Annotated in this window: 13 protein-coding genes; 4 read left to right on the top strand and 9 right to left on the bottom strand. The window is 63.2% G+C overall.

Features of this window, described 5'->3' with window-relative positions; all coding sequences use genetic code 11:
- Positions 1-131 precede the first annotated feature (131 nt).
- Positions 132-752, top strand: a complete 621-nt coding sequence (locus G502_RS0107295; protein WP_022728006.1) for a TetR family transcriptional regulator — start codon at positions 132-134, stop codon at positions 750-752.
- 37 nt (positions 753-789) lie between these two features.
- Here the strand turns inward: G502_RS0107295 and xseA are convergent, their stop codons facing one another.
- A complete protein-coding gene (xseA, locus tag G502_RS19150; protein ID WP_051152065.1) occupies positions 790-2,391 on the bottom strand; it encodes an exodeoxyribonuclease VII large subunit in 1,602 nt (533 codons plus the stop codon).
- Positions 2,392-2,477: 86 nt separating this feature from the next.
- On the opposite strand from xseA, the gene purD reads away from it, so the two are divergent.
- Complete coding sequence (purD, locus tag G502_RS0107285) at positions 2,478-3,755, top strand: phosphoribosylamine--glycine ligase (RefSeq protein WP_026989184.1); 1,278 nt, start codon at positions 2,478-2,480, stop codon at positions 3,753-3,755.
- A 9-nt stretch (positions 3,756-3,764) separates the two neighbouring features.
- Here the strand turns inward: purD and G502_RS21360 are convergent, their stop codons facing one another.
- The 5 genes from G502_RS21360 to petA all read right to left on the bottom strand — a co-directional run bounded on the left by G502_RS21360 (position 3,765) and on the right by petA (position 8,248).
- Complete coding sequence (locus G502_RS21360) at positions 3,765-4,583, bottom strand: VOC family protein (protein ID WP_022728004.1); 819 nt, start codon at positions 4,581-4,583, stop codon at positions 3,765-3,767.
- Complete coding sequence (locus G502_RS0107275) at positions 4,583-5,479, bottom strand: S-methyl-5'-thioadenosine phosphorylase (protein ID WP_022728003.1); 897 nt, start codon at positions 5,477-5,479, stop codon at positions 4,583-4,585. The genes G502_RS21360 and G502_RS0107275 overlap by 1 nt, the downstream gene beginning before the upstream one ends.
- Before the next feature lie 134 nt (positions 5,480-5,613).
- A complete protein-coding gene (locus tag G502_RS0107270; RefSeq protein ID WP_022728002.1) occupies positions 5,614-6,375 on the bottom strand; it encodes a cytochrome c1 in 762 nt (253 codons plus the stop codon).
- On the bottom strand, positions 6,375-7,670 hold the full coding sequence (locus G502_RS0107265; RefSeq protein ID WP_022728001.1) for a cytochrome b: 1,296 nt from the start codon (positions 7,668-7,670) through the stop codon (positions 6,375-6,377). The genes G502_RS0107270 and G502_RS0107265 overlap by 1 nt, the downstream gene beginning before the upstream one ends.
- Positions 7,671-7,684: 14 nt before the next feature.
- Positions 7,685-8,248 carry a ubiquinol-cytochrome c reductase iron-sulfur subunit gene (gene petA, locus G502_RS0107260; RefSeq protein ID WP_022728000.1) on the bottom strand — a complete coding sequence of 188 codons (564 nt, stop codon included), beginning with the start codon at positions 8,246-8,248 and terminating at the stop codon, positions 7,685-7,687.
- A 306-nt stretch (positions 8,249-8,554) separates the two neighbouring features.
- On the opposite strand from petA, the gene G502_RS0107255 reads away from it, so the two are divergent.
- Both G502_RS0107255 and hemF read left to right on the top strand, forming a co-directional pair.
- Positions 8,555-9,022, top strand: coding sequence for a tRNA (cytidine(34)-2'-O)-methyltransferase (locus G502_RS0107255; RefSeq protein ID WP_026989183.1), 468 nt, complete (start codon positions 8,555-8,557; stop codon positions 9,020-9,022).
- Positions 9,019-9,912, top strand: coding sequence for an oxygen-dependent coproporphyrinogen oxidase (hemF, locus tag G502_RS0107250; RefSeq protein ID WP_022727998.1), 894 nt, complete (start codon positions 9,019-9,021; stop codon positions 9,910-9,912). Before G502_RS0107255 ends, hemF begins: the two co-directional genes overlap by 4 nt.
- Positions 9,913-9,924: 12 nt before the next feature.
- Here hemF and G502_RS0107245 read toward each other — a convergent pair whose 3' ends face one another.
- Genes G502_RS0107245 through modA form a run of 3 tightly spaced genes read right to left on the bottom strand, consistent with a single transcriptional unit; the run spans position 9,925 to position 12,555 of the window.
- Positions 9,925-11,037: an ABC transporter ATP-binding protein gene (locus G502_RS0107245; protein WP_022727997.1), complete on the bottom strand. Its 1,113-nt coding sequence runs from the start codon at positions 11,035-11,037 to the stop codon at positions 9,925-9,927.
- A complete protein-coding gene (gene modB / locus G502_RS0107240; protein WP_022727996.1) occupies positions 11,034-11,702 on the bottom strand; it encodes a molybdate ABC transporter permease subunit in 669 nt (222 codons plus the stop codon). Before modB ends, G502_RS0107245 begins: the two co-directional genes overlap by 4 nt.
- Positions 11,703-11,745: 43 nt before the next feature.
- Positions 11,746-12,555: a molybdate ABC transporter substrate-binding protein gene (gene modA / locus G502_RS0107235; RefSeq protein ID WP_051152064.1), complete on the bottom strand. Its 810-nt coding sequence runs from the start codon at positions 12,553-12,555 to the stop codon at positions 11,746-11,748.
- Positions 12,556-12,575 lie beyond the last annotated feature (20 nt).

Raw genomic sequence — 12,575 nt, 5'->3', positions numbered from 1 at the left:
AAGGTTGCCCCGCGAAACCATCAACCCGTGCATAACAGGAAGTTTTTGTCTTGCAACCGCCTTGCAAGTGGTTTTTACATACATACACGATCGTTTGCAATACTCAAAATTCTCACAGGCAAGATAGACCGATGGCACGCCGCACCAAGGAAGAAGCTGAAGAGACACGCCAGAAAATCATCTCTGCTGCAGAAAACGTCTTCTATGAACGCGGCGTGGCGCACACCACCCTCGACATGATTGCGCGCGAAGCCGGTGTCACACGCGGTGCCATCTACTGGCATTTCAAGAATAAGTTGCATCTGTTCACCGAGATGCATGAGCGGGTCAATCTGCCCATGCGTGAGATGTTCTTCCGCGTGATTCAGGAGGGAAATCGTGAAGATAATCTTTATGAACTCGAGAATTTCTGTATCGAGTCCCTGACAAGTGTTCATGAGGACGAGCGCCTCAGGAAGGTCTACACGGTCATCCTGCTAAAATGCGAAAAATCGAGCAGCATGGAAGCACTCAGTGAACGCAACCGGCAAACCCGCCAGGAACTGACCACAGCGCTGACTTCTTTTTTTGATCGGCTCTTGGCGCAGGGCCAGATCCGCAGCAGTGTATCCGGGTCTATACTGGCCCTGGCGTTCCACAGCTACATGATCGGGATCTTCACGGATTACCTCAGTGCCCCGGAAAGCTACTCCATGCCCGAGGATGCCCGCGCATTGATGCGGGTCTTCTTCGACCCCCTGCGCCAATCCTGACACACAGTCCCGAGACACCTGCCCTGATTCACTGGCCCTAGAGCAGGCGCCCTTGCTGGCCCTCTCCGCTATTGGCGTGGTCCTTGCCGGACGCGCCGGTATCCTTGATCTTTCGGTTTCTGCCAGACCTGCCTTTCGTCGCAGAGGATCCACCTCCAGCCTGTGGGCCACCCTCAACACCGCTTGCAACCGGCAAACGTCCGTCCGCGAACTCGATTTCCAGGTCCTGACCGGCTGTCACCTGTTCGGCCCGGGTCACGATTGCCTCCTCCCCCCGCACCACAGCATAGCCGCGTTCCAGAGTGGCCTTGTAGGATAGGGTCTCCAGCAGGCGCCCCACCGAATCGAGCTGTGCCGCCGCATCCGCCATACGGCGCTCGGCTGCCGGGGAAAGGCGCTCGCCGAGATGACCGAGAGCCTGTTGCCCCTGTTTAAGTTCCTGGCGCGGCGGCGTCAGGACCATGCGCTGCAGAGCATGGCTGCGCTCCGTCAGGAAAGCGCGAAAGGCCGGCTGCAGGCGCTCCCCAACCGCGGCCAGGCTCTGAGCGGCAAAGCGCTGCTGCTGGCGCGGATGCGGCAAGCGACCACTGTACTCGCGCAAATCGGCGACCAGGCTGCTGACACGCCCCCGCACCGCGACGTCCAGGCGTTCGGTCCGGTCATCCAGCTGCTGTTGTTTCTCGCCCAACAAGCGGCGCGGATCCGGCAGGCCCCGGGCCAGGCCCTCGACCCGCTGGCGGCGCTCCTCCGTCCAGCGATGGGCCGCACCCAGCAGGCGCCGCTCCAGATCCAGGGTGATGCTGACCAGCTCAGCGCGGACGGGCACGGCGATTTCAGCCGCCGCCGTGGGCGTGGGAGCCCGCCGATCCGAGGCATAGTCGATCAGGGTCGTATCGGTTTCATGGCCAACAGCGGAGATCAGAGGAATCTCGGAAGCGGCGGCGGCACGCACGACGATTTCCTCGTTGAAAGCCCAGAGATCCTCCAGCGAACCGCCCCCGCGTGCCACGATCAGCACGTCCGGCCGCGGCACCGGCCCACCGGGCAGCAATGCGTTGAAGCCCTCGATGGCGCGCACGACCTGTTCGGCCGCCCCTTCGCCCTGCACCAGGACCGGCCAGACCAGGACATGGCGGGGAAAGCGCTCGGAGAGGCGATGCAGGATGTCACGGATCACCGAACCGGTGGGTGAGGTGACGACACCGATAACCTGGGGCAGGTAAGGCAGGGCGCGCTTGCGTTCGGCTTCGAACAGGCCTTCACCGGCCAGCTTGCGGCGGCGCTCCTCCAGCAGCTTCAGAAGCGCGCCTTCACCGGCCAGTTCCAGCGATTCGATCACCAGCTGGTACTTCGATCGTGCCGGATAGGAGGTGATGCGGCCCGTGGCCACCACATCCATGCCGTCCTCGGGATTCAGAGTCAGGCGCCCGGCCAGACCGCGCCAGCACACGGCGTCTATGACGGCATCGGCGTCCTTCAGCGTCATATAGAGATGCCCAGAGGCGGCGCGCTTGAATCCCGAGATTTCCCCGCGTATGCGTACACGCTCGAAGGCACCTTCCAGGGTGCGCTTGATGGCGCCACTGATCTCCGAGACGCTGAATTCGGGAAGATTGCCTTGCAGTTCAGGCTTGGACATGTCGGGTTCTGGATTCTGAATTGCTCACGGGTTCGTGCGCCCATGCTACAAGACGGTGTTCGGCGAACAAGGGACGAGTTGGAACGATGCGGATTCTGGTGGTAGGCGGCGGCGGCCGCGAGCATGCGCTTTGCTGGGCCCTGGCCCGATCTCCTTCCTGCACCGCGCTCTACTGCGCGCCCGGCAACGCCGGTACCAAGGCCTGTGCAGAATCGGTCGGGATTCCAGCTGAGGATATCGAAAGTCTGGTGGACTTTGCCTGGCAGCAGGCCATCGACCTGGTAGTGATCGGTCCCGAAGCGCCGCTCGTTGCCGGACTGGCCGATCGCCTGGAAGAGGCGGGCATAGCCGCCTTTGGTCCTTCTGCTGCAGCAGCCCGGCTTGAAGGTTCCAAGGCCTTCATGAAGGATCTCTGTGCGCGGCACGGCATTCCCACGGCCGCCTATGGGCGTTTCACGGATCTGGAGCAGGCGCGTGCCTATCTCTACCGCCAGGGTGCGCCCATTGTCGTCAAGGCCGATGGCCTGGCGGCCGGCAAGGGGGTCACCGTGGCCATGACCCTTGAGGAAGCCGAGGCCGCGCTGGAAGACGCCTTGATCAGCGGACGCTTCGGAGACGCCGGCGGGGAAGTCGTGATCGAGGAATTGCTGGAGGGCGAGGAGGTCAGTTTCTTCGCGCTCTGCGATGGGACCACCGCACGGCCCCTGGTCTCAGCCCAGGATCACAAGCGTGCCCACGATGGGGACAAAGGGCCGAACACTGGCGGCATGGGCGCCTATTCGCCCGCACCGCTCATGACCGAGGCCCTGCAGGCCCGTGTCATGAGCAAAATCATCGAACCCACCATCTCTGGCATGGCGGACGAAGGGTCACCCTACCAGGGGGTGCTCTATGCCGGCCTCATGGTGACACCCGAAGGCGAACCCCGCCTGCTGGAGTACAACGTCCGCTTCGGGGATCCGGAATGCCAGATCCTCATGCTGCGCCTGGAAAGCGACCTTGCCGCCCTGTTGCAGGCGACAACTGAGGGCCGACTTGCCGAGGCGGAGATTCGCTGGCGGGCGGAATGTGCGATCACGGTGGTGCTGGCAGCCCGAGGCTATCCCGGAGGCTACGCCAAGGGCGAGACCCTTCACGGCCTGGAGAATGCAGCAGCCGTGGAGGGCGTCACCCTGTTCCATGCAGGGACCAGCGAAGCACCGGATGGCGCCATCCTGTCGGCCGGCGGCCGCGTCCTGAATGTCTGCGCCCTGGGGACGGACCTGGCAACAGCCCGCGAGCGCGCCTACAAGGCCATTGATTGCATCGACTGGCCGGGTGGGTTCTGCCGCCGGGACATCGCCTGGCGCGCCCTGGAGCGTTAAGGCAGGTCTTCAGTGTGAGACGAAACTCAAGGGGACGCCCGTGGCTTCCTCGCCAGGAACGTGAACGCCTTCATCATCCAGGGTGCAGGTAACCCCGTTGCGTCGAAGGCAGGCCTCGGTCCGCTTCAGATCCCCAGACAGAAGCGACAACCCGCTCAGGCCTTCGCGGACCCCCACCGTGTCGGTCAGGGGCTGCAAGAGGATTCGGCACGGACCACAGGTCAAGACAGCCCGGCCATCCGAAATTTCCAGGTTGTCGCCTCCCAACAGTGCCGCATAGGCCATTGCCGTTTCGCCCGGATGGGCGCAGGTAACCTGGACTTCGCGAACGGCCGTGGCGGCGTTCTCGTGGCTGGTCCACTGCGGCTGCCAGACCATTTCCGGCGTCAGGTGTTGGCAGATGAAAGCAGGAAAAGCAGGACTGGCCTCTGGCGCCGGATGCAGCAGGCGAAAGGCCGGCTCGACGGTACCTTCGGGCAACTCCAGACCGCGGCTCAAATCCTTCGGCCCCCCATGATCCACGTCCTGCTCACTCAGCAGTCGGGCAGACTCTTCAATATCGGAGGAGGCAAAAGCCAGGGACAGCAGCCCCTCGCCGCGTTCGGCCAGGAAGCGATCCAGATTGTTGGTGAACTGCTGCGCGTCCACGATTCCCAGAAGCTCCAGGTAATCGTAAGGGAACATGATGCAGTAATTGGCGGTCCCCCAGCCGGTATGCCGCCCTCGCGGCGTCAGCGTGAAACCAAGACGCTCCCAACCGGCGCGCGCCGCCTCCAGATCCTGAACGCCGATGAGCGCATGATCCAGACCCTCGACTGCTGTATCCATCAACTCACCTCCGGCGCAAGCACGCGGCCCGCAATGGCTTGCAGGCGCGCACAGGTTTCAGGATTGCGCCGCCCGGGCTGCGTGATCAGCGCATTGTCCAGGGCCCTGTCGCACCCCTGCGCACACGGCTGCCTCTGGGGCGCCAAACGGGGCAGAACGGTCTTGATCAGGGCACGGGCCTTCTCGGCATTCTGCATCAGAATCTTCACGACCTGCTCCACCGTGACGTGGTCATGCTCCGGGTGCCAACAGTCATAGTCCGTCACCATGGCGACGCTGGCATAGCAAAGCTCCGCCTCACGGGCCAGCTTGGCCTCCGGCATGTTGGTCATGCCGATCACGTCACACCCCCAGCTGCGGTAGAGTTCGGATTCGGCCTTGGTGGAGAACTGCGGTCCTTCCATGGCCAGGTAGGTACCACCCTCGCGGAAGGGAATGCCCACCTCTTCCGCCGCCAACGCCAGATGGCTGTCCAGACGCCCGCAGACCGGTTGCGCCAGTGAGACATGGGCGACCAGCCCCTCGCCGAAGAATGTCTTCTGGCGCTGGAAGGTCCGATCGATGAATTGATCCACCAAAACGAAATGTCCGGGCGGCAGATCCTCCCTCAGGGATCCCACAGCGCTCAAGGACAGGATATCGGTCACGCCCAGGCGCTTGAGCGCATCGATGTTGGCACGATAGTTGACCTCGCTGGGCGACAGAACGTGGCCACGGCCGTGACGGGGCAGGAAGACGACCCTCTGGCCCTCCAGTTCACCGCATAGCAAGGCATCTGAGGGGCGACCGAAAGGGCTCTCGACCTCCCGCCATTCAGTGTTCTCCAAGCCCTCGATATCATAGACGCCGCTGCCCCCGATAATTCCGACGACCGGTGACGACACGGATTCGCTCATCTCTTTCCCCCATACCTGAAAAGTACCTGCGCCCCGAAAACAGACCGCAGCCTAGCTCATGCAAGGGCTGCGTCAAAAAGGAAAGGGCCGCCCGCAGGCGGCCCTTTCCCGGTTTCGTCATGGCATGTCACGACCTAGTGCAAATTGGCCCAGAGCTTGCGTTTGGCGGCATAGACCAGACCTGTGAAGATCAGCAGGAACAGGATGACCTTCACACCCATCTGCTTGCGCTCTTCCAGTTTGGGCTCCGCAGCCCACATCAGGAATTCGCTGAGATCGGCCGACATCTGGCTGACCGTTGCCTCGGTTCCATCGGCATATTCGACGATCCCGTTGCTCAAGGGCGGTGCCATAGCGATCTGGTGACCGGGGAAGTACTCGTTATAGTACATGCCGGACATCAGCTCCACATCCTCGGGCGCCTCGGTATAGCCGGTCAGCAGGGCATAGATGTAGTCGGGCCCGGCCGCGCGGGCCTTTGCCATCAGCGAGAGATCCGGCGGATAGGCGCCACCATTGGCCGCACGGGCCGCCTCCTCGTTCGCGAAGGGGGCCGGGAACTTGTCCGAGGCTGTGGCATCCCGCATGAACATCTCGCCGTTCTCGTCGGGCCCGTCCTCGACGGAGTATTCCGCGGCAATGGCGCGAATCTCGGCATCATTGTAGCCGAGATCCGACAGGTTGCGGAACGCCACGAACCGCAGGCTGTGACAGGCCGAGCAGACCTGTTCATAGACCTGAAAGCCACGCTGCAGGGCACCGCGGTCATAGGTGCCGAAGAAGCCCTGGAAGGACCAGTCCCGCTCGGGAATCGCCACACCCTCTGCGGCACTGGCTGCACTGGCGGAGAACAGCAGGCCGATTGCGGCCGTTATGGATAGAGCGAGCTTCTTCATCAGGCTTTCTCCATCGGCTTGGCCTGAGAGGCACCACTGCCGTCTGACTTGAGGACCGGATCGCTGATCGATGCTGGCAGGGGCTTCGGACGTTCCAGGCGGCCCAGCAACGGCAGGATGATCAGGAAGTGCGCGAAGTAGTAGGCCGTCGAGATCTGGCCGATGATCACCCAGGGCTGCTCCGGCGGCTGGGAGCCGACATAGCCCAGGACCAGGCAGGCGACGACCAGCACCCAGAAGAACTGCTTGTGCAGAGGGCGGAAGCGCGAACTGCGCACCGGCGAGCTGTCCAGCCACGGCAGGAAGAACAGCAGCAGGATCGAGCCGAACATGGTCAGCACGCCGCCCAGCTTCGCATCAATCAGGACGATGCCCGTGAAGGGGATCGAGATATCGAAGGTGATCGCACGCAGCATGGCGTAGAAGGGCAGGAAGTACCATTCGGGCACGATATGCGCCGGCGTCACCAACGGATCGGCCTCGATATAGTTGTCGGGATGCCCCATGTAGTTCGGCGCATAGAAGATGAACAGCGCGAAGAGGATCAGGAAGATCCCCAGGCCGAACAGGTCCTTCACCGTGTAATAGGGGTGGAAGGGAATCTTGTCCTGCGGCCCCTTGGCATCGATACCCAGTGGATTGTTGGACCCGAAACGGTGCAGGGCCCAGAGGTGCAGGAAGACCACCGCGGCAATCACGAAGGGCAGCAGGTAGTGCAGACCGAAGAAGCGGTTCAGGGTCGGATTGTCGACGGAGAAACCGCCCCACAGCCAGCTGACGATGCTGTCGCCCACCAGGGGTATGGCCGAGAAGAGATTGGTGATCACCGTGGCGCCCCAATAGCTCATCTGCCCCCAGGGGAGCACGTAGCCCATGAAGGCCGTGCCCATCATCAGCAGCAGGATGATCACGCCCAAGCCCCAGAGAATCTCGCGCGGCGCCTTGTAGGACCCGTAATAGAGCCCCCGGAACATGTGCAGATAGACCACGATGAAGAAGAACGAGGCTCCGTTCATGTGAATGTAGCGGATCAGCCAGCCGAAGTTCACGTCGCGCATGATGCGCTCGACGGAATCGAAGGCATGATCCACATGCGGCGTGTACTGCATGGCCAACAGAAGCCCCGTGGCAATCATGATGACCAGCGTGATTCCGGCCAGCGAGCCGAAATTCCACATGTAGTTGAGGTTGCGCGGGGCCGGATAGTCGACGAGGTGTTCGTTGACGTACGAGAAGACCGGCAGGCGGTGATCAAACCACTTGATCACGCGGTTGTTTGTCTTGAGACCGCTCATGCTTCGATTATCCCTTAGCCGATCACGATCGTGGTGTCGTCGGCGAATTCATAGGTGGGCACATCCAGGTTGCGGGGTGCCGGGCCTTTGCGAATCCGCCCGGAGGTATCGTAGTGCGACCCGTGGCAGGGACAGAACCAGCCGCCGAAATCCCCCTTGGGATCACTGGAACTCTGGCCAAGCGGAATGCAGCCCAGGTGCGTGCAGATGCCGACCATCACCAGCCATTGCGGTTCGATGACACGCTCGGCATCGGGCTCGGGATCGATCAGATCGTCCAGAGGCACCTCTTCGGCTGTCTCGATTTCCTCTGACGTGCGGTGGCGGATAAAAACCGGCTTGCCCTGCCAGGTGATCGTGATGGCCTGGCCTTCCTCGATCGGACTCAGGTCCACACGGCTCGTTGCCAGCGCGCGGATGTCCGCTGCCGGATTCAGGGAGTCGATCAGCGGCCAGACGGCTGAAGCCGCTCCGACTGCACCGACAGCTCCAACCGCCAGATAGAGGAAGTCGCGCCGCGACGTTCCTTCGTCATCGTGCCCGGCACCACCCTGCCCGGCATTCGCACTGTCTGCCATGTCTCTCCGTATCCCCTCGTCGTTACCGCTCAATGACCGGCCACGGTCGCACAGAGGCGACCGGGGTCATATCTACCGAAGGTGAGGACCGAAATAAACCCGCCATACCCCCGATTTGTCACGGTCCTTGCGGCGCATCGCCGCAGAGGCACCTTGGTCACCTTGCATGACCGGCTGCATATAGAGGAAATTCCGCCCTAAAGTAAAGGCCACGACGCCAGCTTCCTGCCAAGAATCCGTACCGACTGCTTGACAGGCACCTTCATGACCTCGCGTTCTCCTCGTTCACTACGCGGACACTTCGCCATGCGCCTGGCGCTTTTTCAACCCGATATTCCCCAGAACACCGGCACGCTTCTGCGTCTGGCCGCCTGTACCGCGGTGCCCGTGGACATCATAGAGCCCTGCGGCTTTGTCTGGGACGACCGGCGACTGCGGCGTGCGGGACTGGACTATATTGCCAGCACCCTGGTCACGCGACATACCAGCTGGCAGCGATACCGCGAAAACGGGCATGGCCGGCTGGTGCTGCTGACAACCCACGGGGACACCCGCTACTGCCATTTCACCTTCGAGCCGGGGGATACACTGCTTCTGGGCCGCGAATCGGCCGGGGTGCCCGATGAAGTTCATGCCGCAGCGGCCGCACGGCTGGTGATTCCCATGGCCGCGGGCCAGCGTTCGTTGAACGTGGCCGTGGCCGGTGCAATGGTGCTGGGCGAGGCCCTGCGCCAGACCGACAACTTTCCCCGCATGCAAGGACAGGACGGATGACGGCTTTTCAGGACACCACAGAGGTAACCGCCCGCAAGGAGGAAGCCAGCCGCTGGTTCGCCGCTTTGCGGGACCGCATCTGCACGGCCTTCGAGACCCTGGAAGACGAACTCACCGGCGAGAACGCCGAGCGTTTCCGGGACACACCACCGGGCCGCTTCGAACGCAAGGCCTGGGACCGCCAGGACGACGACGGCACGCGCGGAGGTGGCGGGGTCATGTCCCTCATGCACGGGCGCGTGTTCGAGAAGGTCGGCGTCAACGTCTCCACTGTGCACGGAAAGTTCCGCTCCGAGTTCGCCAAGCAGATTCCGGGGGCCGAGGAGGATCCGCGTTTCTGGGCCAGCGGCATTTCCCTTGTGGCCCACATGCAGAGCCCGCTGGTGCCGGCCGTCCACATGAACACGCGGCACATCGTGACGACGAAAAGCTGGTTCGGCGGCGGCGCCGATCTCAACCCCATGTATCCGGACGACACCGACACGGCAGATTTTCACCAGGCGCTGAAAGATGCCTGCGACCGTCACGACCCCACGTACTATCCCCGCTACAAGGAGTGGTGCGACGAGTACTTCATGATTCCCCACCGCGGCGAGTCCCGGGGCGTGGGCGGCATCTTCTTCGACTACCTGGAAAGCGGCGATCACGAAGCCGACTTCGCCTTCACCCGCGACGTCGGCGAGGCCTTCCTGGAGATCTATCCCCTGCTGGTTCGCCGCCATATGCAGACTCCCTGGACCGAGGAACAGCGCCAGCACCAGCTGTTCAAGCGCGGCCGCTATGCCGAGTTCAACCTGATCTACGACCGCGGCACGCAGTTCGGGCTCAAGACTGGCGGCAACGTGGAAGCCATCCTGATGTCCCTGCCACCACTTGCGGCCTGGCCCTGATCCCTGTCCGGATCAGCCGGATCGCGCCATCAGATGGATGCCCTTGACCAAAAGGGAGACCGCAGCTCGCACACCCGTCTCGATAGCGTTACGCTGGGCCACATGCTGGGGCACGGAGAAATGCAAAGGCAGATTGGGCGCATGATCCGGATAGAGCGTGATGTGGGTCGTCTGCCCCACCTTGAGGGCCTGACCGATGATGCCTGGTACGGGATTCTCGTGCTCCCCGCGTGAGGGCCGGTCACGCCGGTGCAAGACGACGAAACCATCCGGAACGACCCAGTCCACGATCTGGCCCAGCTCGATGCCAGGCGGCACGGACACCTCCATGTGCAGGCCAGCCCAGTCCAGGATACCCTGGCGGCTGCCCGTCTTCATCTCCAACAGCCTGCCCTCGAACAGGTTGCGCAGCTCCACGAGCCGCGCAATATCCGGTGAAGCCGGCCTGTTGATCACCTCTTCGGGCGGCCCGCTCTGCAGCGTTCGTCCGCGATGAAGCACCACCAGGCGGTCGGCCAGCATGATGGCCTCGTCCAGGTCGTGGGTCACCAGCACGACCGGCATGTCCAGGTTCTGGCGCAACTGGGCGATCTCGCGATAGAGACGCTGGCGCGTGGCCTTGTCCACCGCCGAGAAGGGTTCATCTAGAAGCAGCGCCTTGGGCTGGCGCGCCAGGGCGCGCGCCACGGCCACACGCTGCTGCTGGCCGCCGGACAGCTCCGCGGGATAGCGGCTTTCCAGCCCCGAAAGATGCACCATCTCGAGCAGTTCGCGGCCACGGCGCTCCTGCTCTGACCGGGCGGCCTTCGCCATGGCCGCCTTGATGTTGCCCAGTGCCGTCATGTGCGGAAAGAGGGCATAACTCTGGAAGACCATACCCACGGCCCGGTGATGGGCGGGGCGGTTGAGCCCGCGTTGGGTCTCCAGCCAGGTCTCGCTGTTCACATGCACTTGGCCCGATTGGGGACGATAGGTGCCGGCGATGGCCCGCAGGATTGTGGACTTGCCGCTGCCCGAAGGACCGACAAGAGCCAGGACTTCTCCCGCGGCACAGGCGAAGTCCGCGGCCAGCGGAATCGGCGCCTGCTGGTGCAGTGAAACGGTCAGGCCACTTTCCTCCGTCATCCGAGGCGGCGTCCTATGCGGCGGGAAAAGGTGAAGGTCAGGGCGATGGTCGCCAGCGAGATGGCCAGAAGCAGGGCCGACATCTGACCGGCGGCGGCATCGTCAAAGGCCTGGACCCGGTCATAGATGGCAATGGCGATCGTTCGGGTTTCGCCAGGAATGGAACCGCCCACCATCAGGACAATACCAAATTCCCCCAGGGTGTGCGCGAAACTCAAGACCATCGCGGTCAGGATGCCCGGCCAGGCCAGGGGCAGCTCCACCCGCCAAAGGGCCTTCCAGGGCGACAGGCCACAGCAGGCTGCGGCCTCGCGCACCTCGCCCGGTATGGCCTCGAAGCCACGCTGCATGGGCTGCACGGCAAAGGGCAGGTTGAAGATGATCGAGGCCAGAAGCAAAGCCTCGAAGGTGAAGACCAAGGGCTGGCCGAAGGCCGCCTGCCAAAGCTGGCCCAACGGCGAGGCTGCTCCGAAAGCCACCAGAAGATAGTAACCGAAGACCGTGGGCGGCAGGACCAGGGGCAGCGCGACCAGCGCCTCCACGAAGCCCTTGCCGCGGAAGCCGCGATAGGCCAGCCAGCGCCCCATCAGGATGCCGATGGGAAGCAGGAAGACAATGGTGAACAGGGCCAGGCGCAGGGAAAGCCAGAAGGCGGTCCAGTCCATCGCGCTCACTCCGCTTTCCAGATCCGGGGTCCAGTCGTCCTGCTCATTGCCCCAGCGATTCCCCCGGCAACAGAAAACCATAGCGCCGGAAGACACGTCGCGCCGCCTCGCTCTGCAGATAGGCATAGAAGCGTTCGGCAACCGGACCGGCGTTGTTCATGCGGATCATGCGCTGACGCAGGGGCTTGTGCCAGTCTTCGGGCACCAGCGCATGGCTGCTGCGCTGTGACAGTTTGGGTGAGACGGCCAGGGAATATGCAACGAGGCCACCATCGGCATTTCCCGAGGTGGCGAACTGGGCGGCCTGGCTGACGTTCTCCCCGCGCAGCAGCTTGGGCTGGATGGCCTGCCACAGGCCCTTGTGCTCAAGAACCTCGCGGGCGCGCATGCCATAGGGCGCATGCTCCGGATTGGCGATGGCAAAGCGGCGCAGCCGTCCGTCCTCCAGGGCCTGCTGCAGATCCTCCAGCTGGCCGTCTGCCTGCAGGGAAGATCCGTCCGGAACCACCAGGGCCAGGCGGCCGACAGCATAGAGCACACCGTCGTCCTCGGCAAAACCCGCGCGGACAAGATCCAGGGCATAGGCCTCGTCCGCCGAGAGGAAGATCGCGAAGCCCGCGCCCTGGCGGATCTGCCGCATCAGGTTACCCGACGAACCGAAGGACAAGCGCAGCGGTTCGCCCGTCTGGTCCTCGAAATCCTCCGCGATGTCCTCCAGGGCAAACTGCAGACTGGCAGCCGCGGCGATGACCGGTGGTTCCTGGCCACGCAGCTGTCCGCTTGCCATGAAAATGGCCAGCAGGGTCCCGGCAAGGACAGCGCCAAAGCCACGCAAAGGGACTACACGTCGCATGAACTTGCGCCTCCCGCGTT

This window comes from Fodinicurvata sediminis DSM 21159 (genome assembly GCF_000420625.1).
GTDB classification, from domain to species: domain Bacteria; phylum Pseudomonadota; class Alphaproteobacteria; order Kiloniellales; family DSM-21159; genus Fodinicurvata; species Fodinicurvata sediminis.
The sequence above is the reverse complement of the archived record's forward strand: the minus strand, read 5'-3'. Positions and strand labels throughout refer to the sequence as shown.

Coding starts and splice junctions, on each gene's coding strand:
- petA (WP_022728000.1), bottom strand. CDS start 8,248: ATGGCAGACAGTGCGAATGCCGGGCAGGGTGGTGCCGGGCACGATGAC.
- G502_RS0107255 (WP_026989183.1), top strand. CDS start 8,555: ATGCGCCTGGCGCTTTTTCAACCCGATATTCCCCAGAACACCGGCACG.
- purD (WP_026989184.1), top strand. CDS start 2,478: ATGCGGATTCTGGTGGTAGGCGGCGGCGGCCGCGAGCATGCGCTTTGC.
- G502_RS0107265 (WP_022728001.1), bottom strand. CDS start 7,670: ATGAGCGGTCTCAAGACAAACAACCGCGTGATCAAGTGGTTTGATCAC.
- G502_RS0107245 (WP_022727997.1), bottom strand. CDS start 11,037: ATGACGGAGGAAAGTGGCCTGACCGTTTCACTGCACCAGCAGGCGCCG.
- modB (WP_022727996.1), bottom strand. CDS start 11,702: ATGGACTGGACCGCCTTCTGGCTTTCCCTGCGCCTGGCCCTGTTCACC.
- hemF (WP_022727998.1), top strand. CDS start 9,019: ATGACGGCTTTTCAGGACACCACAGAGGTAACCGCCCGCAAGGAGGAA.
- xseA (WP_051152065.1), bottom strand. CDS start 2,391: ATGTCCAAGCCTGAACTGCAAGGCAATCTTCCCGAATTCAGCGTCTCG.
- G502_RS0107270 (WP_022728002.1), bottom strand. CDS start 6,375: ATGAAGAAGCTCGCTCTATCCATAACGGCCGCAATCGGCCTGCTGTTC.
- G502_RS0107295 (WP_022728006.1), top strand. CDS start 132: ATGGCACGCCGCACCAAGGAAGAAGCTGAAGAGACACGCCAGAAAATC.
- G502_RS0107275 (WP_022728003.1), bottom strand. CDS start 5,479: ATGAGCGAATCCGTGTCGTCACCGGTCGTCGGAATTATCGGGGGCAGC.
- G502_RS21360 (WP_022728004.1), bottom strand. CDS start 4,583: ATGGATACAGCAGTCGAGGGTCTGGATCATGCGCTCATCGGCGTTCAG.
- modA (WP_051152064.1), bottom strand. CDS start 12,555: ATGCGACGTGTAGTCCCTTTGCGTGGCTTTGGCGCTGTCCTTGCCGGG.